Consider the following 22,420-nt stretch of genomic DNA (forward strand, 5'->3'; position numbering starts at 1 on the left):
CATGGGCTGGTGGACGGGCACCGCGGTCATGAGGGGTCAGACGCCCTTGGCCGCTTCGAAGCGGGCGATGACGTCGTTCCAGTTGATCAGGCCCCAGAGCTTCTCGACGTAGTCGGGCCGGACGTTGCGGTACTGCAGATAGTAGGCGTGCTCCCAGGCATCGAAGACGAGCAGCGGAGTGGTGTTCATGCCGACGTTGCCGTGGTGGTCGTAGATCTGCTCGATCACCAGGCGGCGGCCCAGCGGCTCCCATGCCAGCACGCCCCAGCCCGACCCCTGCACGGTCGCGGTGGCCGTGGTGAGCTGTTTGGCGAAGGCGTCGAAGGAGCCGAAGTGCTCGTTGATCGCCTCACCCAGCTCGCCGTCGGGGCGGTCACCGCCGTCCGGGGACAGGTTCTGCCAGAAGATCGTGTGCAGCACGTGGCCGGACAGGTTGAAGGCGAACGTCTTCTCCAGCCCGACGAGGCCGCCGAACTCGCCCTTGTCGCGGGCATCGGCCAGCTTCTCCAGGGTGTCGTTGGCACCCTTGACGTAAGCGGCGTGGTGCTTGGCGTGGTGCAGCTCCAGGATCTCCCCGGTGATGGCCGGCTCCAGCGCCGCGTAGTCGTACGGCATGTCCGGAAGGGCGTACTGGCCCATCACTATCTCCCATGCGATTGATTAGTAGTTGCAAGAGTTATGCAACAACTATTATCAGGCAATTAATCGGATCGGAAGCACTGACGGCAGTCGGGGCAGTGGTCGCGCAGCAGTGGACCGCTCGGGTTGAGCGGGAAGCCCGAGGTGAGCTCGATCTGGAGGGATGCCTCGGCCGGCGACGCGACGCGAAACTCGGCGAGCCGCAGCGGTCGCGGACGAACGAAACGATGGCCGCGAGCGGCGGTCAGCGGGACATCGGCAGCAGGCGGGCGCCGGCGCGTTTGACGTGGCGGGCGATCAGGGCGGTCTCCACCTTCAGCACTCCGGACAGGGCGCCGATCCGGGTGGCGAGGTAGTCGTACAGGGCACCGGGGTCGGCGCACACCGTGAAGGCGATCATGTTGGGATCGCCGGTGGTGGCCGCGGCGAAGGCGATCTCGGGGTGGCCGGCCAGCGCCTGGGCCACCCCGGTCAGCGCGGACGGGGCGACGGTCAGCCACAGCACGGCCTCGGTGGCGTACCCGAACAGCATGGGGTCGATCTCGACCTCGAAGTAGAGCACGTCGTTGCGGCGCAGTTCGTCCAGGCGGCGGCGGACGGTGGACTCGGACCATCCGGTCGCGGCGGCCAGGCTCGGGTAGCCGGCGCGCCCGTCCGCGGCCAGCACGGGCAGGAGCCGCTGGTCGGCCTCGGTCAGCTCCATGTGGCCGTTCAGAGCGGGTGGCCGAGGGCTGAGGGTCTCGATCTGCTGGGGGTTCAGGGCGCTGGTACGGCCTGGCCAGCCGTTCGTGCCGGCGACCGCGCGCAGCAGGCAGTGCGCGGTGACCGAGGTGATCCGGGCCGTACGTGGCAGCTTCGGCAACAGCACGTTGTCCTGATCGGACCGGATGTGGGCGCGGATGATGCAGGTGACCTCGGTGGCGCCGGAGGTGAGCGTGACCCAGGAGGTGTCCTCGCGGCGGGCCAGCGCCGCCGCGACCGTGGTGACGGCATCGGGCGTGCACCGGATGCGTACGAACCAGTCGACATGCCCCAACGGCCGAACATGCGGCAGACCGACCACACGGAGCAGCCCCGCTGACCGAAGCCGGCGATAACGGCGGGCGAGGGTTCGATCGGATGTGCCCAGCACGGCGGCGATCCGGCTGAACGGGGCGCGGCCGTCGATCTGCAGAGCGTGCACCAGCTGCCGGTCGAGATCGTCAAGGGTGAGTGGATCCACCACGGAATGCTAGCCGCCTGTCAGAAAACGCCGCATACCGCGGATTCTGCGTCGATGGCGATCGGCATCGGGAAGCCTCGTCCGCACAGCCCGCGAACCGTTCCGGGACTTGTCTTCCATCATTCGGAGCTATCGATGCGGAAATGGTTTCCTCTCCTGACCGTCTGTCTGGCCACGCTCATGTTGCTGGTCGACATCACCATCGTCAGCGTGGCCGTACCGGCCATGACGACCAGCTTGCACTCATCGCTTTCGGCCCTGCAGTGGACGGTCGATCTGTACGTTCTGGTGCTGGCGGCCCTGCTGATGGCGGCCGGGTCCGCCTCCGACCTCGTCGGCAGGCGCCGGGTCTACCTCGTCGGCCTGGTCGTCTTCGCCGGGGCGTCGCTCGCCTGCGGCCTGGCGCCCACCAGCGGTCTCCTCGTCGCCGCCCGCGGCGTTCAGGGGCTCGGCGCCGCCGCGATGCTCTCGACCAACATCGCGCTGCTCGCCGGAACCTACAGCGGCCGGGACAGAAGCGTGGCGTTCGGCATCTGGGGAGCGGTCAACGGCATCTCGGCCGCCGCCGGGCCGATCCTGGGCGGGCTGCTCACCCAGCACATCGGGTGGCGGTCCATCTTCCTGGTCAATCTGCCCATCGCGGCGCTCGCCTGGGTGATCGCCCGGCGTCATGTGGCCGAGTCGAAGAACCCGGCCGGCGGACGCGTCGACGTCCCCGGCACCATCACGTTCACCCTCGCCGCCACGCTGTTGATCTTCGGGCTGATCCGGGTCGGCGACGACGGCTGGACGGCCCCGGTCCCCGTCGCGCTCTTCGCGGCGACCGCCGCCGCGCTGGTGGCGTTCGTGCTCGTCGAGCGGCGCCGGCGCGATCCCATGCTGGACCTGGCGCTGGTCCGTACCCCGTCGTTCGCCGCTCTCATGCTGGGCGCGTTGATCCTCAGCGCGTCCGCGTTCGCCAATCTCGTCTTCGTGTCGATCTGGGCGCAGTCGGTGCTGCGCTTCGACCCGGTCGCGGCCGGGCTGGTGCTGACGCCTCTGGGCGCCATGGCGTTCGTGGTGTCCGGCTTCGCCGGGCGATTCATGAGCGGCGTCGCCCCTCAGTGGCCCATCGGGATCGGGTTGCTGCTCATCGGCGCCGGTGGGCTGTTGGACATGCTCGTGTCCGGCGATTCGGAGTGGACGGCGCTGCTGCCCGGACTGCTCGTGACCGGGGCCGGGGTCGGAATCTCCTCGCCGACACTGGCCGCCGCCGCGGCCGCTGCCGTCCCGCCCGGCAAGGCCGGCATGGCGGGCGCCGCGGTGAACACCCTGCGCCAGCTCGGCTTCGCGCTGGGCATCCCGATCATGACCACCGCGATGGCCGGTGCGGTCCGGCCGGTGCTGGCCGACAGCGGTTACTTCCCCGATCTGGACTCGGCGACCGCCGCGGTCATCGGTGGCCAGGCGGACACCGTCCTGGCCGGCCTGACCGACGCGGCCGGCCGTACCGCGCGATCCGCCTTCGTCTCCGGCCTCGACCAGATCTTCCTGCTCAGCGGAGTCGGCGCGCTGATCACCGCGGCCGTTGTCCTGCTCCTGGTCCGCAGGGCCGCGCCGGATGACCACCGTACGACGATCACCGCCGATCCGGTCGCCCGCTGAGAGCGCCCGCGCACGTCGCCCAGCGATGGTGTGGTCCGAAACATGCCGGTGCCTGCAGCTTGGTCACTGCTTGGCTGGTTGCCCTACTCCACGCACTCCAGCCTGAACGGGAACCATGTCCACGATCACATCCATCCGACCACGCTCACCACTCGTCGACTGGCTGGCGGTCACCTCGCTCACCCTGGGCATTTTCGCGATCGTCACCAGTGAGATCCTGCCCATCGGCCTGTTGACCACCATCGGCGCCGACTTCGGCCTCTCCGACGGCATCGCCGGGCTGACCATGACCCTGCCCGGCATCGTCGCCGCGATAGCCGCGCCCGCCGTCACGCTGGCCACCGCCCGTCTGGACCGGCGGGTCATGCTGTGTGTTCTCATGGCGGTACTCGCCACAGCCGACGTGCTGGCGGCCGTGGCCGGCTCCTACTGGATCATGCTGATCTCCAGGGCGCTCGTCGGCCTCACCATCGGCGGCTTCTGGTCGATCGGGGCCGGGCTGGCCGCCCGCCTGGTGCCGCCGCCGTCAGTCGGCACCGCCACCGCCCTGATCTTCTCCGCCGTGCCGCTGGGCTCCGTACTCGGTGTGCCGGCCGGAACCTTCATCGGCCACCTCGCCGGCTGGCGAACCGCCTTCCTCACCCTGGCCGCGCTGGCGATCCTCGTCCTGATCGCCCTGCTGGCGCTGCTGCCACCGCTGCCCGCCCACCAGGTCACCAGCCCCCGCGTCCTGCTCGACCTGCTGCGCGAACGAGGTACGAAGATCGCCTTGCTGGCCACGTTCCTCATCGTCCTTGCGCACTTCGGCACCTACACCTACATCACGCCCTTCCTCCAGCACATCACCCACCTGTCCCCCACGGCCATCAGCGCGGCGCTCCTGGCGTACGGCGTCGCCGGAATCGCCGGCAACTTCCTGGCGGGCAAAGCCATCGCCATGAGCCTGCGCGGCGCTTTTGTGGCCACCGGCTGCTTGATCGCGCTCACCACCCTGATGCTGCCCGTGGTCGGCACCACAGCCGTCGGCGCTGTCGTGCTGCTGGTGCTGTGGGGTCTGGCCTATGGGGGCGTGCCCCTCTGTTCCCAAGCGTGGTTCCTCAACTCCGCTCCCCAAGCGCCGGAAGGCGCCACGATCCTCTTCACCTCCTCGTTCCAGGCGACCTTCGCCCTCGGCGCGCTCGTCGGCGGCGGCGGCGTCGACGCCTTCACGGTCTCCACCGTGATGATCTGCGGCGGGCTGACCGCTCTCCTCATGGCGGCATCCTTGTGGTCGCTCACCAAGCCCCGCTGACAGACAGCTCGTCTTCTGATGACGGTGAAATAGATTCGGCCCAGCCGTCAACCTGGCCGGCCACCGGAGGCATCCACCAGGCGTGAACACCGACGAGGAGTACACCGCGTACGTCAGCGGACGCCTGCTCTGGTTACGCCGGATCGCGTACGCGCTGTGCTGGGACTGGCATCGGGCCGACGACCTGGTGCAGACGACGATCACGCGGCTGTACGTCAAGTGGCGCCACGCCCGCGAGGCCGCCGACCTGGACGCGTACGTACGGGTGATCCTGGTCCGGATCTTCCTGAAGGAGCAGCGGGCCGGCTGGTTCTCCCGTACCAGGCTGAGCGCGGCCCCGCCCGAGGCAGCGGCCCGCGCGGAGGACGCGGACCTCGCCATGGATCTGCACCGCGCGCTGGACCGGGTGTCACCGCGGCAGCGGGCCACCTTGGTGCTGCGCTTCCACTGCGATCTGAGCGTGGAGCAGACCGCCGCGGTGCTCGGCTGCTCCACCGGAACCGTCAAGACCCAGACCGCCCGCGGACTGGCCGCCCTGCGCGTGCTGCTGGACGTGGTGGCAACCAAGGAGGATCGCTGATGGAGCTCAAGCCACTGTTCGACACGCTGGTGCCGGAGGAGCAGCCACCCTCACGGGTGGACGTGAAGGTAGCCATCCAGGCGGGACGCAGGCTGCGCCACCGCCGCCGGGCGCTGGCGATCCTGATGCCGGTCGGCGCCGCGGCCGCCACCGCGCTGGTGCTGGCGACCGGGTCGCTGACCGCGCCGGGCCGGCAGGACGTGGCCACCAGCCCTTCACCCACGCGCACCGATGCGCTCCGGCCCGCCGCCGAGGTCTGGCCGTCCGCTGTCACCACCATCCCCGCCAAGGCGGCGGACGGCTCGACGTACCGGCCCGTCACCGCGATGAGCGCCACCGAGCTGTTACTTCGGGCGGACAAGTCCCCCCTGGAAGGGCTCAGGCTGGAGGTGTACGACACAGCGCGTCGAAAGGCCACGGTCCTGGGCAAGATTCCTGATGTGCGGGCCTACTCCTTTCCGCAGGGCATCGAGCTCGGTCCCACGTACATCCTTTGGTGGGCCACGGCTCTGAACGCGCATGACGCTGTCGATCTGTGGGTGCTGCCCCGCACGGGCGGAACGGCGGCCAAAGTGGCCCGGATCAGCGTGCCACCGACGTCGATCGACCGCATCGGGGTCTCGGGTGACCGCGTCGTCTGGTCGGTCAAGAAGGGCGGGCTGTACTCGGTCCCGATCAGCGGCGGCCCGGCGCGGGCCATGCCCGGCACCGATGGCCTGCACCTGGTGTCCTGGCCCTGGGCGGACGACACAGGGCAGGCCGTCGATCGCCAGGCGAACCAGCGCGTGCTGGTCAACCTGGAGACCGGCAAGCGCACCCCTCTGCGCGCGCCGCAGGGAGTCAAGCAAATGCGCTGCGCCCCGACCTGGTGCGTGGGCATGCAGGGCGAGCACGCGATGGCATGGCGCCGCGACGGCGGCCGCCCGCAGCCCTTGCGCGGCGCCCTCAACGCGATGTTCTCGCAGATCCGAAGGGATCGGTTCGTGAACACCACCGGCCTGGACGTGTACGACCTCACGACCGGGCAGGGCGCCGAGATCGGGCCGAAGGCCGCGGAAGGTGTGGTGACGATAAGTATGGGTTTCTCATCCAGCCTGGTGATCAGCTGGGACGCGCCGCCCTGCGCGAACCCCTGCCGACAGGGAAAGGCCCCCGAACTGGTGGTGCTCAATCTGGCAGCTGTGCCTGGCTGATCAGGCGGCCCGGGATCCAGCCGATCCCCGCGTGGTTCCATCGGCGAGAATGCCAGAAGACTTGATCTTTACCGTGTCGCCGCAGCCACTTATTGCGACCGAAAAACTACAGTGAGTGCTGGCTTCGGAACGGTCGGCAGCTCATCGCCCGGCCCGATGAGAAGCCTGTCCCGTACAGTCCCTTGCTCGAAAGAGAGCCAGCATGCCTCGCGTCAAGAAGACCACCATGGCCATGGCCGTGACCCTGACCACCTGCGCCGGCGCGCTCGGCGCCTTCGCCCTCCCGGCGCTGGCCGACCTCGGCGGCGCTTCCGGCCCGGGTGTCCGCGCAGCCGCCGTCGTCAACGCCAACGGCTCCGTCGTCCGCTCCAAGGGTGTCACCGCCGTCCGCAGGATCGCCGTCGGCCAGTACTGCATCCGGCTCGACGCCGATATCAACGCCATGAACACCGTCCCGGTCGCCACCAGCCAGTGGACGGGCGCGCCCTGGGACTCCAGTATCTTCGTCCGCCCTGACGGCAGTGTCCCCTGCGGGGACTCCCGCGACGTGTTCGTCGGCACCGGTACCGCCGCCGGCGCCCGCGACACCGGCTTCCACGTCATCATCCCCTGACCGGAACCGTCCGCAGTTCGCCCAGGCGGTCCACCGCCTGGGCGACGATTCTTTCGGTGCGCGGGAAACCGGTCAGCGCCAGATGCCGGGCACCTGGTCCGGCAGCTTCTCCCCGAGCTCCTGTCTGTCGATCACATCGCCGTTCAGGGGCAGGAGTACGGTCACCTGACGCCCCCACGCGGAGTAGCGGGTGTCCGACTCGATCCGCAGGGAGCCGTCGTAGAAGGGCAGGACGGCGGTGGCCGACAGCCGCTCCACCAGGCCGGTCGAGCTCAGCCGGATGGTGTAGGAGACCTTGCCGACGCGCCCGCTCTTCGAGCGAGATCCGAAGTGCGAGACGAAGGAGGGGGACACCTTGGCCAGCTTGTCGGTCTTGATCGTCCCTTTCAGCACCCCGTCCCGCCAGTACGTGCGGTGGGCCAGGAGGGCCTTGAGCGTGGCGGGCTCCAGGACCTCGAGCACCAGGTCGCTGGCCGGCAGATCCGTATTCCGGTAACGCACCCAGCTCGTCCCCTGGGGCAACGCCTCATCCACCAGGGGGCCTGAGACGTAGTCGTCGTAGCCCGAAGAGATCATTCTGAGGGGCGTCTGCCACAGGACGGCGTCGTCCTCCGTACCGTCCTCTTTCGCGATGCTCATCAGTTTCTTGCTGTACTGCATGGTCTGGGACAGGTCGGAGGCGATCTCGCCCTGGGGGCCGAACCCGATCGTGCCGTCCATGTCGACGCTGATGGACAGGCCGCGACCGTAGTTCACCTTCACGGTGGACACGACGTTGACGGCCTTGCCGCGCGTCAGCTCGGCCTTGAGCGCCTTGATCGGGTCGACCCTGGGTGCTGCCTGCGCCGGGGCGGCGGTGAGCTGCATCAGGCCCGCGACCACGGCGAAGCCGACGATGGTTCGCTTCATTGGATTCCTTGGATGGTCCGGAAAGACGCGAACAATCTCGTGCACCTGTGATCAACAGTCAAGCCAACTCACGAAAGCCGATATATCCGTCATGTCGTGGTCTGCGGTGAGCCGTCTGGAGGAGCGGTGGAGTGGCGGATGACCAGCCGTGGGTTCACGGAGAAGCGCACCGCCGACGTACGGCCTTCGACGCGTTCGAGCAGGAGCCGTGCGGCGGTGCTGCCCATGACGGCGCCGTCCTGGTCGACGCTGGTCAGCGAGATGTTGGGCAGGTCGGCCAGCTTGGTGTTGTCATAGCCGGCGACCGAGATGTCCGCCGGGACCGACAGGCCGGCCTCGTGCACTGCGGCGAGCGCGCCGAAGGCCGCCTGGTCGGCTCCCGCGAAGATCGCCGTCGGGCGAGGCGAACGGCCCAGCAGCTCGCGGGCGCCCTGATAGCCGCCTTCCTCGTTGTAGTAGGCCTTCGCGATGGCTATCTCGTCCTGAAGACCGTGCTCGTGCATGACCCGTTTGTAGGCTTCGGCCCGGATGATGTGCAACAGGTCGGCAGGCCGCGCGCTGCTGTTGTCCTGGTGCGTGATGTGCACGATCCGCCGGTGTCCGAGCGAGATCAGGTGCTTGACCACGAGTTCGGAGCCGGCGTCGTCATCGTCGACCACCGAGTCGTAGACGGCTGAGCGCTCGTGACGTCCGAGCACCACGGTGGGCATGTCCCGCCCCACCTCCTCCAGTCGTGTCTTGGCGGCGAGGGGGCCGACCATGAGGATGCCGTCGACCTGCCGATCCATCAGTGCGTCGACCGCTCGCTTCTCGGCCTGACGGGTGACGCCTCCCTGGATCATGATCGCCTGGTAGTCGGTCCCCTCCAGTTGCTCGGTGAGCCCGTCGAGGATGTCGGCGAAGAACGGGTTTCTGATGTGCGGCAGCACCACGCCGATCGTGAAGGTGCGCCCGCGCATCGCCCGCGCCGCCGCCTGCGGGCGATAGCCCAACTCCTCGATGGCCGTCTTGACCCGGTCTTTCATGGCCGGGCTCACGCCGTAGGCGTTGCGTATCACCTTGGACACCGCGGTGATGGAGACCTGGGCGTGACTGGCCACGTCGGCGATCGTCACCCGTCGCCGTCGATTGGGCGTGACCATCGAGCTCCCTTCACAAGGCGGGATCCGATTGTACGGGCTCCGGCACTGGTCACTTGGGAAACGTTATCTATTTCGACCAGAGAGATCCACAGCTTCGAGCAGGGAAACACGTGGAAAACGTTACCCAAAACGAGCCTTGACGCTTCGGCGACGTAACGCTTACGTTAAGTCGCATCGGGGGCCGTTAAAACGATTCAACGAATCTGGAGGGTGTTGTGCAGACCTCTCACCGCACGTGGGCGGCGGCCTTGGCCGTACTCACGACAGCGGCCCTGACCTCCTGCGGCTCCGGCTCGCAGCCAGCCGCCGACGGCAGCGTCACCCTGTCCTTCATGACGGGCAGCGACCAGTCGACCGTGGACACCACGAAGGCTCTCGCCGACGCCTTCATGCGGGCCAACCCCAAGATCAAGATCGCGATCGAGACGCAGCCCGGCGGCAGCGAGGGCGACAACATCGTCAAGACCAGGCTCTCGACCGGCGAGATGACGGATGTGTTCTGGTACAACTCCGGGTCACTGCTGCAGGCGCTCAATCCGGCCCAGACCCTCGTCGACCTCACCGGCGACCCCGTGCTGGCCAACGTCCAGCCGGACTACCTGCCGGTGGTGACCCAGGGCGACCACGTGTACGGCGTCCCGGCCAGCGCCGCGTCCGGCGGCGGCATCCTCTACAACCGCAAGGTCTACGAGCAGCTGAAGCTGCAGGTGCCCAAGACCTGGGACGAGTTCATGGCCAACAACGAGAAGATCAAGGCGGCCGGGATCACGCCGGTGATCTCGACGTTCAAGGACACCTGGACCTCGCAGCTGTTCGTGCTGGCCGACTACTACAACGTCCAGGCCGCCGTGCCGGCCTTCGCGCAGGACTACACCGCGGGCAAGGCCAAGTTCGCCACCACCCCGGCAGCGCAGGCAGGCTTCCAGCATCTGGCCGAAGTGCACGCCAAGGGCTACCTCAACAAAGGTTTCGGCTCGGCGACCCTCGATCAAGGGCTGAAGTTGCTCGCCGACGGCAAAGGCGCGCACTACCCGATGCTCACCGCGATCTTGCCGCCCGTACTGGCGACAAGCCCACAGGCGGCCACCGACATCGGCTTCTTCGGCGTCCCGGGCACCGACGCCGCCAAGAACGGCGCCAGCGTCTGGGAGCCACCCGCGATCTACGTCCCCAAGACGACCAAGCATCTGGACGCGGCCAAGAAGTTCGTGGCCTTCGTCGCCTCGCCGGCCGCCGCCGACGCGATCAACACAGTGGTGCAGCCGACGGGGCCGTACCGGGTCAAGGGCGCCAAGCTGCCGGACAACGCCCTGCAGGTGGCCAAGGACGTGCAGGCGTACATCGACAAGGGCGCCACCGCGCCCGCGCTGGAGTTCCTGTCCCCGGTGAAAGGCCCGTCGCTGGAGCAGATCACCGTCGCGGTCGGCTCCGGGCTGACCTCGCCGGCCGAGGGCGCCGCCCAGTACGACAAGGACGTGGAGAAGCAGGCCAAGCAGTTGGGCCTCACGGGGTGGTGACCAAGCAGGCCGTCGGACCCCGCGCGGGGTCCGACGGAGTACCCGACCAGCGCCATGCCCGCGCCTCCCACAACCGGCAGCGCTCGGCCTACCCGTACTGGCTGTACCTGCCGGCCGCCGTCGTCTACCTGGTGATCTTCCTGGTGCCGACGGTGATGGCGTTCTACTTCGCGCTGACCCGCTGGACGCTGTTCGACAGCACCTTCGTGGGGCTGCAGAACTTCCGGGACTTCTTCGCCGAGCAGAACCTGCGCATCGGCTTCGCCAACACCGTCATCTACGCGGTGCTGACGAGCGGGCTGAAGGTGGTGCTCGGGCTGCTGCTGGGCGTGGTGCTGACCAGCAGGCTGCGGACGCGCGGCTTCCTGCGTTCGGTGGTGTTCTTCCCGGTGCTGGTCTCCACGGTGGCGGTCGGCATCACCTTCAGCGTGCTGCTCAAGCCAGACACCGGGCTGGTGAACCGGACCCTCGCCCTGATCGGCGTCGAGGGCCCCGACTGGCTGGGCGATGCGAACACCGCGCTGCTGTCGGTCGCGCTGGTGGACGTGTGGAAGGGCGTCGGCCTGGCCACCGTGATCTACATCGCCGGCATCCTGTCCATCCCGCGTGACTACTACCAGGCGGTGGCTGTGGACGGTGGTGGCGCCTGGCATCGCTTCCGGCACGTCACGCTGCCGCTGAGCCGGCCGGCTACCTTCTCGGTGATCATCCTGTCGTTCATCGGCGGGCTGCGCTCGTTCGACCTGATCTGGACGATGACCCGCGGCGGGCCCGGATTCACCAGCGACACCGTCGCCTCGATCATCTACAAGCAGTACCAGGCCGGCTTCTTCGGCCTGTCCACCGCGGGCAACGTCATCCTGTTCGTTCTCGTGACCGCCCTCGTACTCCCGCTCAACCACTTCCTGAGCAGAAGGCAGGTCGCCCTATGAGAGCAGTCAAAAGGCTCAGCGCGGAAGCGATCGCGCTGGTCCTGGCCACCGTGATCTTCCTGATCCCGTTCACGCTCATGCTGCTCACCGCCGTGAAGGACCAGGCACAGGCCGCCGACCTCGACTTCTCCTGGCCGGCCGACTGGCGGATCGTGCAGAATCTGACGGCGGTCATCGAGGCGCGCGACTACGTGCTGCTGCGCGCCTACGTCAACAGCACCATCCTGACGGTCGCCTCGGTCGCGTTCATTGTGATCTTCGCGGCGATGGCCGGCTTCGTGCTGCAGCGCCGCTCCGGCAAGCTCGGCTCGGTGGCCGGCTCCCTGGTGCTGTCCGGGCTGATCATCCCGCCCGCGATCGTGCCCACCATCTGGCTGCTGCAGGCGCTCGGCCTGTTCAAGACCCTGCCGGGGCTGGTCCTGGTGGAGGTCGCGTTCGGGCTGCCGTACGCGGTGCTGCTGTTTCGCGCGTTCATCGCGGCTATCCCGCGCGAACTGGACGAGGCCGCCATGATCGACGGCTGCACCGGGCTCGCCCTGTTCTTCCGGGTGATCTTCCCGTTGCTGCGGCCGGTCACCATAACGGTGATCCTCACCGGCTCGGTGGCCGTCTTCAACGACTTCGTCAACCCGCTGTACTTCACGCCGGGCGACGAGAACGCCACCGTGCAGGTCACCCTCTACAACTTCCAGAGCCAGTACAGCACGCAGTGGAACCTGCTGTTCATGGACATCGTGCTGATCACGATCCCACCGCTGCTGGCCTTCGTCTTCTTCAACCGCAAGATCGTCGCCGGGATGACCGCCGGCGCCGTCAAGGGCTGATCCGAAGGAGCTCCTGGTCTTGATCCTCAACCACGACTTCCATCACCAGGGACTGACCCTGCGCTCCACCGTGCACCTCCCCCAGGGGTCCACGCGCCAGCCGACCGTGGTGCTGGTGCACGGCTTCAGCGCCAATCGGCTGGAGGCCGCGTCCTTCGTCCACATCTCCCGGCTGCTTGAGGGGGCGGGCATCGCGTCCGTACGGGTCGATCTCTCGGGCCATGGAGAAAGCGACGGCGACTTCTTCGACGTCACCATCACCGGCGAGATAGCCGAGGTGCGTTCGGTCATCCAGGACGTACGGACGCTCGACTTCGCCGACCCCGATCGGATCGGCCTGATCGGGATGAGCATGGGCGGCGTCGTCGCGAGCATCGTGGCAGCCGAGGAGCCCGGCATCCGGGCGCTGTGCCTGTGGTCGCCCGCCGCCGTCGCGCCTTTCGAAGTCGGCGGCGGCTTTCTCAAAGGACGCGATATCGCCGCCGAAATCGCGGAGCAGGGGTACTTCGACGCCGACAGCCATCGCATGAGCCCGGCGCTCGTCGAGGACATCACCCACCTCGACGTGTACGGCCGCGCCCGCCCCTACACCGGCCCGGTCCACATCATCCATGGCGACAAGGACGACATCGCCCCGCTCTCCTACGCACGCCGCTACCTCGACCACTACAACGGCAACGCGGAACTGGAAGTGGTCCCGGGCGCCGACCACGCCTGGGCCACGGTCCCGCACCGCACCCGGCTACATCGGTCCACCCTGAACTTCCTCCGAAAGCACCTGTCGCGATGAGTCCGTGGCCCCAGCGCCGCTCTGGCGGGAACGCGCGGCGGATGTGGCACGCGAGGCCGGCGTGTCGCACGTAACGGTGTCTCGCGTGCTGAACGATCATCCCTCTGTACGGTGCCCGGAGCTCGGTGCTCCCGCAGGACGCCAGGTACCTGTCCGCCGAGTGGACGAAGGCCAACGTGTCCGGCGTCGGCCTGTTCGGCGAGTTCTATCGGGTCTGGGGCGATGGAAAGCAGATGGTGCCCCATGACATCTTCGACTACTTCGGCTTTTCCGGCCTGACCACCGAACAACTCAAGGGCATGGGCTACGTGGTCTGGACGGCTCCTCAGGAGAAAGGCTCGTGGATCTCCGAGGGTGACACCTCGATCTTCATGAACCTGCTCGACAACGGTCTGCGCGGATACCTCGATCCGAGTTACGGCGGCTGGGGCGGACGCAACGGGCCCGACACCAACCCGAGCGGCCAGTCGTCCGCGACCTATGCCGCGAGCCGCCCGCGGCCAGCCGGTCGTTCTCCACGGCCTCACCCGTGACCCGGACGGCGACCGGTTGACCAGCACCTGGTGGCAGTACGGCGATGCCGACACCTACCCCGGCACCGTCGCGCTCACCCAGACCTCGCAAGCGCGCCACCGCATCGCGACCTTCCGCGTGCCCCAGGACGCGGTGCCCGGCCAGACGATTCACCTGATCCTGCAGACAACGGACAACGGCTCGCCAGCACTCACGTCGTACCAATGTGTGGTGTTCACCGTGAAGGGCTGAATCTGGCGGGACATGAAGGCCCTCAGGCGATCGCGGGTTCCGTGAACTGGTTGGTCTCGAAGAGCTGGTTGATGTGGCCGCCGAGTTCGGACCAGTGCTGTCCGGAGAGTTCCGCGGCGGCGCGGGCGTCGCCGCCGGCGCAGACGTCGACGAGTTCGTCGTGGTGTTCGATGGTGTTGCGGCCGCCCAACAGGGTGGAGAACTTGCGGTAGAGGATGCGGTGGATCTGGGGGTGGAGCTGTTCGACGATCCGGCTGAGGACCGGGTTGTCGGCGGCCGTGATGGGGACGGCGTGGAAGGCGTCGTCGGCGGCGAGCGCGGCGGTGGTGTCGTCGGCGGCGACGGCCCGTTCGAAGTCGCGGTTGGCCGCTCGCATGCGGCGCAGGTCCTGCTCGGTCATGACAGGAACGGCCGTCTCGATGGCGAGTTGGTCGAGGGAGCGCAGGACGGCAAGGGTCTTTTCAACGTCGCGGCGGTTGAGAGTCGTGATGCGCGTGTAGACGCCGGGCTTGGCTTCGACCAGGCCGATGTCGGAGAGCCGGGCGAGCGCCTCGCGCACCGGGGTGCGGCTGAGGCCGAGGCGCTCAGCGAGCTCACCGTCCTTGACCTTCTCCCCGGGAACGAGTTCGCCGCGCACGATGGAGTCGCGCAGGCGGTGGAAGACCTCCTCACTGAGGAGGCGGCGGGAGACGGGGATGTCGAGCGACATATTGCATACAGTACATCGCACTTACTGTGCAGGCTTGGTTCCGGCCCGGCGGACCAGGGCCTGAGCCAGGACGAGCGCCGGGTCGACGAGGGGGACATCGACCGCTTCGGCGCATAGCCCGAGGGGGATCTCCGTGCAGCCCGCGATGATCACCTGTGCACCCTGAGCCGTGAGCCTGCGCGCGGCCCGCGCCAGCGGCTCGGTGACCGTGACGTCACGCGCGCCGGCCTTCACCGCGCGGATGGCGGTCATGACCTCGTGATCCTGGCTGGCGGCGTCGGGCAGGACGAGGCCGATGCCGAAGCGGTCCAGCCACTCCTGGTACAGGCCGACGCGTACGGTGCCGGTGGTGGCGAGCAGCCCGGCGGTGTGGATGCGGGGGCTGAGCGTGGTGAGATGCCGGGCGACTTCGCCGATCATGTGGACGATGGGCAGGCCGACGTGGTCGGCGATGCGCGGGACGAAGGCGTGGGCGGTGTTGCAGGGGATGGCGATGAGGGTGGCGCCGGCCTCGCGCAGGACGCGGCTGCCGTCGAGGAGCCAGGGCGTGGGATCGGGGCCGTCGCCCAGCAGGGCCTCGGTGCGGTCGGGGATGGTGGGGTCGGACCAGATGACCGTCCGGAGGTGGTCCTGGTCGCTGGAGCCCGGTGTCATCGACACCAGTTTGGCGTAGAAGTCGGCGGTGGCTGCCGGGCCCATGCCGCCCAGGATGCCGATGATCTCCGTAGTTGGGCTGGTATCCATGACACTCCTTCCTATATGCAATATATTGCATTCTGGGAGTGGGTCATTCCTTGACACAGCGGCTACCGCTCCGGCCCAGGCACCGCCGTCAACGACCTCGCCGCCACTGGACCGAGCGACGCATGGGCCGCGGGCGCGCGCAGCACCAAGCGGCGGGATCCGCGTACCGGCTCGTCCTTCACCGCTCCCCTGAGCATGAGGTGGAACGGCCAGGTCTGGACCGAGATGCGCCCGGCCCCGTCCGGCCCCCAAGGATTCCCGCTCCGCGAACTCTCCCGCATCGAGGCCTCCTCACCGGCCAACGTGTGGACAGCGGGCACCGCCGAGGGCGGCCGCTCCGTGCTGTCATCACGCGCATGAGCATGCTGTACGGCGGCTGCTCGCAGGTGAACCGTTCCCGGCTGCGCTCGCGGGCGGTCCACTGGGCCTCCACGGTCGATCTCCGAGACCGCCCAGGCCGAGCGGCCCGCACCCGCGACGCGCGCACCGACCGACTTGACGCAACCAGATGGTTGCCATAGATTTATAGCAACCGAATGGTTGCCATAGATGGAGGTGCGTCATGGGTTTTCCCGATCGGATCGAGCGCAGCATCAGCGTCGCCCAACCGCCGGCGACGGTGTGGGAAGCGATCACGACGGCTGAGGGATTGGGCACGTGGTTCGGCCACAAGGCGACCGTCGACCTGCGCGTCGGCGGCCTCGCCCAGCTGACCTTCGAGGGCGGCCACCGCGCCGACCTGCGCATCGAGCGCCTGGAGCCGCCGCGCGTGTTCGGCTACACCTGGGGCATCTATGGCCTGCCGGCCGACGATCCGCGCCGTACCTATGTCGAGTTCACCCTTGAGCCGGTGGCCGAAGGGACCCGGCTCACCGTGGTCGAGACCGGCTTCGCGCAGCTGCCCGACGACCTTTACTCCGGCGCGTACGGCGGCAACGTCGAGGGCTGGCAGAAGGAGCTGGGCGAGCTCGTCGAATACCTCGATGCCCGGGCGTGACCCGGAGGCCGTCGCGGAAGAGGTCTTCGCCGCGCTGGCCGATCCCAGCAGGCGGAGCATCCTGGCCGCGCTCGCGTCCGGCGGGCCGGCCACGGCGACGGATCTGGCGGCCGTCCTGCCGATCACCCGGCAGGCGATCGCCAAGCACCTCGGCCTGCTCACCGAGGCTGGGCTGGTCATCGCCGAGCCCGGCGAGCGGCGCCGTGTCCGCTACCGGCTCCAGTCGGCCCCCATCCAGGTCGCGCAGCAGTTTCTCGCCGTGTTGGCCCGTGACTGGGACTCCAGCCTCGACGCCCTCAGACGCCGGCTGGAGTCGTGAGGGGCAGCCGGACGGGCCGGCATGCCACCGACACGGTGGGGAAAGGCTTGTCATGAGTGAAGGACGGGAAACGATGCGGCTTCGGCACTGGCGATCACCAGGCTTGGCCTCCTGATCATCATCGCCCGCGTCGGTTCCCGGACTCACGTAGGGAGAAGAACAATGACCGATCACAAGACCGGAACACGTGAAGAGTGGCTCGCGGCCCGCCTGGAGCTGCTCGAAGCCGAGAAGGCCCTGACGCGGCGCGGTGACGAGCTGGCGCGGTGGCGCCAGGAGCTGCCCTGGGTCCGCGTCGACAAGGAGTATCACTTCGAGACCGACGAGGGCCCGGCGTCCCTCGCCGATCTCTTCCGAGGGCGCTCGCAGTTGCTCGTCTACCACTTCATGTTCGGGCCCGACTACGCTGCGGGGTGTCCGTCCTGCTCGGCGATCGCGGACGGCTTCGACGGCTCCGTCGTCCACCTCGCCAACCACGACGTCACGCTCTGCGCGGTGTCGCGGGCTCCGCTCGCCAAGCTGCGGGCGTACAAGCGGCGGATGGGCTGGAGCTTTCCCTGGGCCTCGTCGTACGGCAGCGACTTCAACTACGACTTCCATGCGGCGCACACCGAGGAGGAGTGGCGGTCGGGAGCCGTCGAGTACAACTTCCGGAAGAGCGACTTCCGGCCGACCGGTCAGGAGGGTGCCGGTCTCGACGAGTTCGCGTCGAGCATCGTCGGAACGGACTGGGTGACGTACCGGCGAGAAGGGCCCGGCGTCAGCGCGTTCGCGCTCGAGGACGGCGTCGTGTACCACACCTACTCGGCGTACGAGCGCGGGCTGGACGGCCTCTGGGGCATGTACCAGTGGCTCGACCGCGCGCCGCTCGGCCGCAACGAGAACGGCTTCTGGTGGTGCCGCCACGACGAGTACGACAGTCAGTGAGACGTGCAAAAGGCCGTCAGCCGGTTGCGGCGCTCCAGACGGCTGACGGCCGCCGCGGAGGCCAGGCCGGCGGCGGCCAGGAGCAGCCAGGGCAGGTTCGCCCAGCCTGACGAGCGGGCCACGTCGACCAGGGCGCCGGCCAGCAGGTTGCCGGCCAGGATGCCGACGCCGGACAGCAGGTTGTACACCCCGTAGTAGGTGCCGATCAGCCGGTCTCCCGCCATGTCGGCGATGGTCGCCATCTCGAAGGGAAAGGCGATCATGGTGCCGAGGGTGAGCAGGATCGAGCAGGCGACCGCGGGCAGCATGGACCACGGCGGAGAGACCGCCACCGCCATCGGCGTGAAGGCCAGTCCCATCAGTGCCAGCCCGCGGGTGATCGCCTGGCCCCGGGTCCAGCGCGCGGCGCACCAGGCGGTCAGGCGCACCTGTCCGGCGATGCCGAGCAGGGCCGACAGCGCGTACAGCGCCGTGACTCCCCCGTCGCCGCCGCCGGTGCGCTGCACCTCCAGCGGCACTCCGAGGTACATCTGGTAGGACAGCCCGTAGGAGGCGATCATCGCCGTGGCGAAGGACAGGAAGGCCCGATCGCCGAACGCCCGCTTCCAGTCACGCAGTACGGGCTGGCGCTCATCTCTGTCCATGACGCGACGCTTGGGCAGGTACCTCCCCTGCAGGACCGTCAGCGCCGCGAAGATCGCCGCCGCTGACAGGCACACGGCGGTGAAGCCGACACTCAGCAGGGCCACGCCGACGAGCGGGCCGAGCAGGATGCCGCCCTGGTAGAACACGTTGAACACGGCGAACGCCTCGACCTTGCGCTCCCCCGCCTCACAGGCGAGGTAGGCGCGCGCCGCCGGGTTGAACAGCGCCCCGGCGAAACCGGTCAGCAGCGCGGCCAGAGCCAGCAGCGGGAGCGAGGTGGTCAGCCCGAACAGGGCGAACCCGACGGTACGCAGCGCGCACCCCATCATGATCATCGGTTTGTAACCGAGCCGGTCCGCCAGGCTGCCGCCGACCAGGAACATGCCCTGCTGGCTCATGTTCCGCAGTCCCAGGATCAGCCCGATCGCCCAGGCCGCCAGCCCCGCGCCGGTGGCCAGGTGATGGGCGAGGTAGGGCATGAGCATGTAGAAGCCGAGGTTGATGCCGACCTGGTTGACCTGCAGGAGCTGGATCGGGCGGTCGAAGGAGCGGAACTGCCGCAGCGCGCCGATCACCGCGTGCTCCCCAGCGGGTCGCTGACGTCGGCGCAGCGGGTCCACCGGTGCACCTCGCGGTCGGTGGGGGCCGCCAGCAGGTCCGGTTCGTCGTTCGGAACGGTGCCGAGCAGGGCGTTAGCGTGGCAGTAGTCGTCGTCGTAAATGGTGTCCCAGTAGCGCCAGGGGCCGTCGGGGAAGACGGCGACGATGGTCTGACCGGCGGTGGTGCGGGCGAGCCAGCCGGCCACCAGCGTGACCGCGCCGGTGCTCCATCCGCCGGAGATGTAGTGCCGTGCGGCGAGGGTACGGCAGGCCCACACCGCCTCGGCCGGGCTGACCCAGTGCACCTCGCTGAAGGAGTCGTAGGCGACGTTGCGGGGATGGATGCTGCTGCCCAGCCCGCGCATCAGCCGTGGCCTGCCGGGCTGGCCGAAGATCTTGGACCCGACCGTGTCGACGCCGACGAGCTTGAGGTCGGGGAAGTGGCGGTGCAGCACGTTGAAGATGCCGGCGCTGTGCCCGCCGGTGCCGACCGAGCAGACCAGGACGTCGATGTGGGGCAGCCGGGCCAGCAACTCGTGTGCCAGCCCGGCGTAGGCGTCGACGTTGTCGGGATTGTTGTACTGGTCCGGGCAGTAGGAATCGGGGATCTCCGTCAGCAGGCGCTGTACGTACTCCCGGCGGGCCTGCTGCCAGCCACCGACGGCATGCGGCTGGGCCACGATCTCCAGGCGGACGCCGTAGGAGGTGAGCAGCCGCCGCATGAGCGGCTCCATGCCCGGGTCGCCCACCAGCACGACCGGGTGGCCGAAGACGATGCCCGCCAGCGCCAGGCCCAGCCCGAGCGTGCCGCTGGTGGACTCGATGATGGTCGCGCCGGGTTTGAGGTCTCCTCTGGCGCGCGCCTGGCGGACCATGTGCAGGGCGGGCCGGTCCTTGATCCCGCCCGGGTTGAAGCCCTCCAGCTTGGCCCAGAACCCGCCGCCTTCCGGCACGCGGGGGTCGGTGATGAACGTCAGCGGGGTGTTCCCGACCGCGAGGGAGAGTGATGGGTAGCCTGCGCGCTGAACGCGTACGGATGTTGATGGCATGTGGTTGTTCCCCGATGCGAATGATTCTCTCCGGGCAAGACGGAATAACCGCCGGGCTGACGGAAATGGACGACGATGATAAAAGGGTCGACGTCCTATATACGCAGGGCGCAGAATTCCGCGAAACCGGGCAAAGCCGGTGGCGACCTGTCCCCCGAGACCACCGGAGGTCTCCCGGCGACCTGCGCCGAGGAAGCGCAGGAGCCCGCCGGCAGGTCGAAGGACACCGACACGCCGGCCGAGCAGTCCTCTTCCGTCCCGTGATGATGACCGACCGGCAGCTCGCGATGCAGACACCGCACATCCGGCGAGCTCACCGACGTGATCGGGGTGAACCGGACGCTGTGCCCGGCGTGCGCGCCCGCTTCCGACAGCATCACGGCCGCGCACCCGCCGCCATGGGCGAACACCACACCAATGATCATGACGAGGACGACCAGGGCGTTCGCGAGCAGCCGGCCGGCACTCCATGGGGCCGGACGGCGAGAACGAATTGATCGGGTCGCGAGCATCACTGGCAATGATGCCCGGCGCGCGGCAGAACGCGCCCAGCGAAGACAAAGGTTTCCGTAAAGCAGGGTTCCCTGTTCGCGACATGCCATATTTCAACGAAATACATTTCGCCAGAATGGTTATCCTGCCGTGCTATGAGCCTGTCTCGACGCAGGATGGTGGCCGGGCTCGGCGCACTGGCCGCCGGCCCCGTCCTCGCCGATCCACTGATCGTTCCCCCGGGCGTCGCGCCCGAGCGGCTGGCCCGCGATGAGCCCTTCTGGGCCGCCGTCGCACGGCAGTTCCGGGTGAGCGCGGAGTTCGTCAACCTGGAGAACGGCTACTACGGCATCATGCCCGAGCCCGTACGGCGGGCCTATCACCGCAACGTCGACCACCTCAACGAGGTCAGCTCCTACCTGCTGCGCACCACGTACAAGGCCCAGGCCGACCAGGTCCGGCAGCGCATCGCCGCCCTGCTGGGCGTCGCGATGGAGGAGATCGCGCTGACCCGCGGGGGCACCGAGGCCCTGCAGAATCTGATCGCGGGCTACCGCGGGCTCCGCCCCGGCGACGCGGTCATGTACGCCGACCTGGACTATCACAGCGCCCAGTACGCGATGAACTGGCTGCGCGACCGCCGCACCGTACGGGTCGAGCGGCTCGTCATCCCGGAACCGGCGACCCGGCGAGCGGTGCTGGACACCTACGCCCAAGCCCTGCGCGAGCGCCCGGGAGTCAAGCTGCTCCTGCTGTCGCACATGAACAACCGCACCGGTCTGGTGCTGCCGGTCAAGCAGATCACCGCGCTGGCCCGCGCCCACGGCGTCGACGTCATCGTCGATGCCGCCCATTCCTGGGGTCAACTGGACTTCACCATCGCCGACCTCGACGCGGAGTTCGCCGCGTTCTCGCTGCACAAGTGGATGGGCGCGCCCTTGGGATCCGGGTTCCTTTACATTCGCCAGGACCGCCTGGCCGACGTCGACCGCGTCTTCGCCGATGAGACCTATCCCCCGCAGGACATCCGCTCCCGGGTCCACTCCGGCACCATGGACGTCGCCCCGATCCTCACCGTCGGCGCGGCCCTGGACTTCCATGACGCTCTCGGCGCGGCGCGCAAGCAGGCACGCCTGCGCTACCTGCGCGACCGGTGGGTCCACCAGGTGCGTGACGTCCCCGGCGTGGAGATCCTCACGCCCGAGGATCCCGCCATGTACGGCGCCATCACCGCGTTCCGGGTGAGCGGGCGTACCAGCGAGGCCGACAACCTCGCCATCACCGACCACCTGATGAGCCGCCACCGCATCTTCACCGTCCGCCGCGGCGGCGTCAGCGCGGGCGACTGCGTCCGGGTGACTCCCGCCCTGTTCACCTCTGCGGACGACGTCGACCGGCTCGCCCTGGCACTGCGCGACCTCGCCACCTCGCGCCCTATGGTTGACGCATGAACGCATCTTCAGCTAATCAAGTGACGGACGTCGACAGCTGCAGCACCAGGGTGGTCGACGCGGAGCGGGTCGCGGCCGTGCACGCGCGCATGCCGGCGGAGACCGACCTGACCGACACCGCCGACGTCTTCGGGTTGCTCTCCGACCCCGGCCGGTTGCGGCTGCTCATGGCGCTGCTCGAGGGAGAGCTCTGCGTGTGCGACCTAGCGGTGGTGAGCGGGTTGAGCGAGTCCGCCACCTCCCACGCCCTGCGCCTGCTCCGGGCGCATCGCGTGGTCTCGGTACGGCGGGCCGGCCGGATGGCCTACTACCGGCTCGACGACGCGCACGTCCGCATGCTGCTGGACCTGGCCGCCGCCCACACGGCCCACACGCAGGCGATCCACCCCGAACGAGAGGCGTAGGAGGACGATTGACAGATCGACGG

General features: G+C 68.5%; 26 protein-coding genes and 1 pseudogene. 17 read left to right on the plus strand and 10 right to left on the minus strand.

Annotation, left to right across the window (positions count from 1 at the left end):
* Positions 1-36 precede the first annotated feature (36 nt).
* Positions 37-639, minus strand: coding sequence for a superoxide dismutase (locus KME78_RS08430; RefSeq protein WP_219528242.1), 603 nt, complete (start codon positions 637-639; stop codon positions 37-39).
* Positions 640-883: 244 nt separating this feature from the next.
* Positions 884-1,861 (minus strand): Lrp/AsnC family transcriptional regulator, encoded by a 978-nt coding sequence (locus KME78_RS67070; protein ID WP_219528243.1) that lies wholly within the window; start codon positions 1,859-1,861, stop codon positions 884-886.
* 135 nt (positions 1,862-1,996) lie between these two features.
* Between KME78_RS67070 and KME78_RS08440 the strand changes: the two genes are divergently transcribed.
* From KME78_RS08440 to KME78_RS08460, 5 genes are all read left to right on the plus strand, one after another.
* A complete protein-coding gene (locus KME78_RS08440; protein WP_219528244.1) occupies positions 1,997-3,505 on the plus strand; it encodes an MFS transporter in 1,509 nt (502 codons plus the stop codon).
* 115 nt (positions 3,506-3,620) lie between these two features.
* Positions 3,621-4,796, plus strand: a complete 1,176-nt coding sequence (locus KME78_RS08445) for an MFS transporter (RefSeq protein ID WP_219528245.1) — start codon at positions 3,621-3,623, stop codon at positions 4,794-4,796.
* Between the two features lie 82 nt (positions 4,797-4,878).
* Positions 4,879-5,376, plus strand: a complete 498-nt coding sequence (locus tag KME78_RS08450) for a sigma-70 family RNA polymerase sigma factor (RefSeq protein WP_219528246.1) — start codon at positions 4,879-4,881, stop codon at positions 5,374-5,376.
* Complete coding sequence (locus KME78_RS08455; RefSeq protein ID WP_219528247.1) at positions 5,376-6,569, plus strand: hypothetical protein; 1,194 nt, start codon at positions 5,376-5,378, stop codon at positions 6,567-6,569. Before KME78_RS08450 ends, KME78_RS08455 begins: the two co-directional genes overlap by 1 nt.
* A gap of 202 nt (positions 6,570-6,771) precedes the next feature.
* Positions 6,772-7,182, plus strand: coding sequence for a hypothetical protein (locus KME78_RS08460; RefSeq protein ID WP_219528248.1), 411 nt, complete (start codon positions 6,772-6,774; stop codon positions 7,180-7,182).
* Positions 7,183-7,254: 72 nt separating this feature from the next.
* On the opposite strand, the gene KME78_RS08465 is transcribed toward KME78_RS08460, so the two are convergent.
* Positions 7,255-8,091 (minus strand): hypothetical protein, encoded by an 837-nt coding sequence (locus KME78_RS08465; protein ID WP_219528249.1) that lies wholly within the window; start codon positions 8,089-8,091, stop codon positions 7,255-7,257.
* Positions 8,092-8,180: 89 nt separating this feature from the next.
* Positions 8,181-9,233, minus strand: coding sequence for a LacI family DNA-binding transcriptional regulator (locus KME78_RS08470; protein ID WP_219528250.1), 1,053 nt, complete (start codon positions 9,231-9,233; stop codon positions 8,181-8,183).
* A 215-nt stretch (positions 9,234-9,448) separates the two neighbouring features.
* Here KME78_RS08470 and KME78_RS08475 point away from each other — a divergent pair, with 215 nt between their 5' ends.
* The 7 genes and pseudogenes from KME78_RS08475 to KME78_RS08505 all read left to right on the plus strand — a co-directional run bounded on the left by KME78_RS08475 (position 9,449) and on the right by KME78_RS08505 (position 14,061).
* The gene (locus KME78_RS08475; RefSeq protein ID WP_219528251.1) at positions 9,449-10,750 is read left to right on the plus strand and encodes an ABC transporter substrate-binding protein; all 1,302 of its coding nucleotides are present in this window, start codon (positions 9,449-9,451) and stop codon (positions 10,748-10,750) included.
* Complete coding sequence (locus KME78_RS08480) at positions 10,747-11,682, plus strand: carbohydrate ABC transporter permease (protein ID WP_219528252.1); 936 nt, start codon at positions 10,747-10,749, stop codon at positions 11,680-11,682. Before KME78_RS08475 ends, KME78_RS08480 begins: the two co-directional genes overlap by 4 nt.
* Positions 11,679-12,506 (plus strand): carbohydrate ABC transporter permease, encoded by an 828-nt coding sequence (locus tag KME78_RS08485; RefSeq protein WP_219528253.1) that lies wholly within the window; start codon positions 11,679-11,681, stop codon positions 12,504-12,506. The genes KME78_RS08480 and KME78_RS08485 overlap by 4 nt, the downstream gene beginning before the upstream one ends.
* Positions 12,507-12,525: 19 nt before the next feature.
* On the plus strand, positions 12,526-13,296 hold the full coding sequence (locus tag KME78_RS08490) for an alpha/beta hydrolase family protein (protein WP_219528254.1): 771 nt from the start codon (positions 12,526-12,528) through the stop codon (positions 13,294-13,296).
* A 4-nt stretch (positions 13,297-13,300) separates the two neighbouring features.
* Positions 13,301-13,408: pseudogene (locus KME78_RS68410) on the plus strand (LacI family DNA-binding transcriptional regulator); the annotation flags it as partial.
* Positions 13,409-13,421: 13 nt separating this feature from the next.
* Positions 13,422-13,829 carry a nucleoside hydrolase-like domain-containing protein gene (locus KME78_RS08500; RefSeq protein ID WP_219528255.1) on the plus strand — a complete coding sequence of 136 codons (408 nt, stop codon included), beginning with the start codon at positions 13,422-13,424 and terminating at the stop codon, positions 13,827-13,829.
* Positions 13,830-13,845: 16 nt separating this feature from the next.
* A complete protein-coding gene (locus KME78_RS08505; protein ID WP_219528256.1) occupies positions 13,846-14,061 on the plus strand; it encodes a hypothetical protein in 216 nt (71 codons plus the stop codon).
* A gap of 22 nt (positions 14,062-14,083) precedes the next feature.
* Here the strand turns inward: KME78_RS08505 and KME78_RS08510 are convergent, their stop codons facing one another.
* The 3 genes from KME78_RS08510 to KME78_RS08520 form a co-directional block, all read right to left on the minus strand.
* Positions 14,084-14,770: a GntR family transcriptional regulator gene (locus KME78_RS08510; protein ID WP_219528257.1), complete on the minus strand. Its 687-nt coding sequence runs from the start codon at positions 14,768-14,770 to the stop codon at positions 14,084-14,086.
* 21 nt (positions 14,771-14,791) lie between these two features.
* On the minus strand, positions 14,792-15,514 hold the full coding sequence (gene cuyB / locus KME78_RS08515; RefSeq protein WP_219528258.1) for a cysteate racemase: 723 nt from the start codon (positions 15,512-15,514) through the stop codon (positions 14,792-14,794).
* Positions 15,515-15,576: 62 nt separating this feature from the next.
* Entirely contained in the window at positions 15,577-15,795 is a 219-nt protein-coding gene (locus tag KME78_RS08520; RefSeq protein ID WP_219528259.1) for a hypothetical protein, read from the minus strand.
* A gap of 281 nt (positions 15,796-16,076) precedes the next feature.
* Between KME78_RS08520 and KME78_RS08525 the strand changes: the two genes are divergently transcribed.
* The 3 genes from KME78_RS08525 (at position 16,077) to KME78_RS08535 (ending at position 17,757) form a co-directional block, all read left to right on the plus strand.
* Entirely contained in the window at positions 16,077-16,511 is a 435-nt protein-coding gene (locus tag KME78_RS08525) for an SRPBCC domain-containing protein (RefSeq protein ID WP_219528260.1), read from the plus strand.
* Entirely contained in the window at positions 16,498-16,830 is a 333-nt protein-coding gene (locus tag KME78_RS08530) for an ArsR/SmtB family transcription factor (protein WP_219528261.1), read from the plus strand. The genes KME78_RS08525 and KME78_RS08530 overlap by 14 nt, the downstream gene beginning before the upstream one ends.
* Positions 16,831-16,992: 162 nt before the next feature.
* A complete protein-coding gene (locus KME78_RS08535) occupies positions 16,993-17,757 on the plus strand; it encodes a DUF899 domain-containing protein (protein ID WP_219528262.1) in 765 nt (254 codons plus the stop codon).
* Here the strand turns inward: KME78_RS08535 and KME78_RS08540 are convergent.
* From KME78_RS08540 to KME78_RS08550, 3 genes are all read right to left on the minus strand, one after another.
* Entirely contained in the window at positions 17,751-19,022 is a 1,272-nt protein-coding gene (locus tag KME78_RS08540) for an MFS transporter (RefSeq protein ID WP_308126851.1), read from the minus strand. The genes KME78_RS08535 and KME78_RS08540 overlap by 7 nt on opposite strands.
* Complete coding sequence (locus KME78_RS08545; protein WP_219528263.1) at positions 18,974-20,050, minus strand: PLP-dependent cysteine synthase family protein; 1,077 nt, start codon at positions 20,048-20,050, stop codon at positions 18,974-18,976. The genes KME78_RS08540 and KME78_RS08545 overlap by 49 nt, the downstream gene beginning before the upstream one ends.
* 95 nt (positions 20,051-20,145) lie before the next feature.
* Positions 20,146-20,562: a hypothetical protein gene (locus KME78_RS08550; RefSeq protein WP_219528264.1), complete on the minus strand. Its 417-nt coding sequence runs from the start codon at positions 20,560-20,562 to the stop codon at positions 20,146-20,148.
* Positions 20,563-20,697: 135 nt separating this feature from the next.
* On the opposite strand from KME78_RS08550, the gene KME78_RS08555 reads away from it, so the two are divergent.
* Together KME78_RS08555 and KME78_RS08560 are read left to right on the plus strand one after the other, a co-directional pair.
* Positions 20,698-21,993 (plus strand): aminotransferase class V-fold PLP-dependent enzyme, encoded by a 1,296-nt coding sequence (locus KME78_RS08555; protein WP_219528265.1) that lies wholly within the window; start codon positions 20,698-20,700, stop codon positions 21,991-21,993.
* Entirely contained in the window at positions 21,990-22,397 is a 408-nt protein-coding gene (locus tag KME78_RS08560) for an ArsR/SmtB family transcription factor (RefSeq protein WP_219528266.1), read from the plus strand. Before KME78_RS08555 ends, KME78_RS08560 begins: the two co-directional genes overlap by 4 nt.
* Positions 22,398-22,420: the final 23 nt, after the last annotated feature.

This window comes from Nonomuraea guangzhouensis (assembly GCF_019396345.1).
Taxonomy (GTDB): domain Bacteria; phylum Actinomycetota; class Actinomycetes; order Streptosporangiales; family Streptosporangiaceae; genus Nonomuraea; species Nonomuraea guangzhouensis.

Excerpts from the sequence above, each read along its gene's own strand:
- KME78_RS08485 (WP_219528253.1), top strand. The coding sequence starts at position 11,679 with ATGAGAGCAGTCAAAAGGCTCAGCGCGGAAGCGATCGCGCTGGTCCTG.
- KME78_RS08470 (WP_219528250.1), bottom strand. The coding sequence starts at position 9,233 with ATGGTCACGCCCAATCGACGGCGACGGGTGACGATCGCCGACGTGGCC.
- KME78_RS08445 (WP_219528245.1), top strand. The coding sequence starts at position 3,621 with ATGTCCACGATCACATCCATCCGACCACGCTCACCACTCGTCGACTGG.
- KME78_RS08555 (WP_219528265.1), top strand. The coding sequence starts at position 20,698 with ATGAGCCTGTCTCGACGCAGGATGGTGGCCGGGCTCGGCGCACTGGCC.
- KME78_RS08560 (WP_219528266.1), top strand. The coding sequence starts at position 21,990 with ATGAACGCATCTTCAGCTAATCAAGTGACGGACGTCGACAGCTGCAGC.
- KME78_RS08510 (WP_219528257.1), bottom strand. The coding sequence starts at position 14,770 with ATGTCGCTCGACATCCCCGTCTCCCGCCGCCTCCTCAGTGAGGAGGTC.
- KME78_RS08535 (WP_219528262.1), top strand. The coding sequence starts at position 16,993 with ATGACCGATCACAAGACCGGAACACGTGAAGAGTGGCTCGCGGCCCGC.
- KME78_RS08460 (WP_219528248.1), top strand. The coding sequence starts at position 6,772 with ATGCCTCGCGTCAAGAAGACCACCATGGCCATGGCCGTGACCCTGACC.
- KME78_RS08545 (WP_219528263.1), bottom strand. The coding sequence starts at position 20,050 with ATGCCATCAACATCCGTACGCGTTCAGCGCGCAGGCTACCCATCACTC.
- KME78_RS08525 (WP_219528260.1), top strand. The coding sequence starts at position 16,077 with ATGGGTTTTCCCGATCGGATCGAGCGCAGCATCAGCGTCGCCCAACCG.
- KME78_RS08440 (WP_219528244.1), top strand. The coding sequence starts at position 1,997 with ATGCGGAAATGGTTTCCTCTCCTGACCGTCTGTCTGGCCACGCTCATG.
- KME78_RS08550 (WP_219528264.1), bottom strand. The coding sequence starts at position 20,562 with ATGCTCGCGACCCGATCAATTCGTTCTCGCCGTCCGGCCCCATGGAGT.
- cuyB (WP_219528258.1), bottom strand. The coding sequence starts at position 15,514 with ATGGATACCAGCCCAACTACGGAGATCATCGGCATCCTGGGCGGCATG.
- KME78_RS08455 (WP_219528247.1), top strand. The coding sequence starts at position 5,376 with ATGGAGCTCAAGCCACTGTTCGACACGCTGGTGCCGGAGGAGCAGCCA.
- KME78_RS08520 (WP_219528259.1), bottom strand. The coding sequence starts at position 15,795 with ATGCGGGAGAGTTCGCGGAGCGGGAATCCTTGGGGGCCGGACGGGGCC.
- KME78_RS08430 (WP_219528242.1), bottom strand. The coding sequence starts at position 639 with ATGGGCCAGTACGCCCTTCCGGACATGCCGTACGACTACGCGGCGCTG.
- KME78_RS08530 (WP_219528261.1), top strand. The coding sequence starts at position 16,498 with ATGCCCGGGCGTGACCCGGAGGCCGTCGCGGAAGAGGTCTTCGCCGCG.
- KME78_RS08465 (WP_219528249.1), bottom strand. The coding sequence starts at position 8,091 with ATGAAGCGAACCATCGTCGGCTTCGCCGTGGTCGCGGGCCTGATGCAG.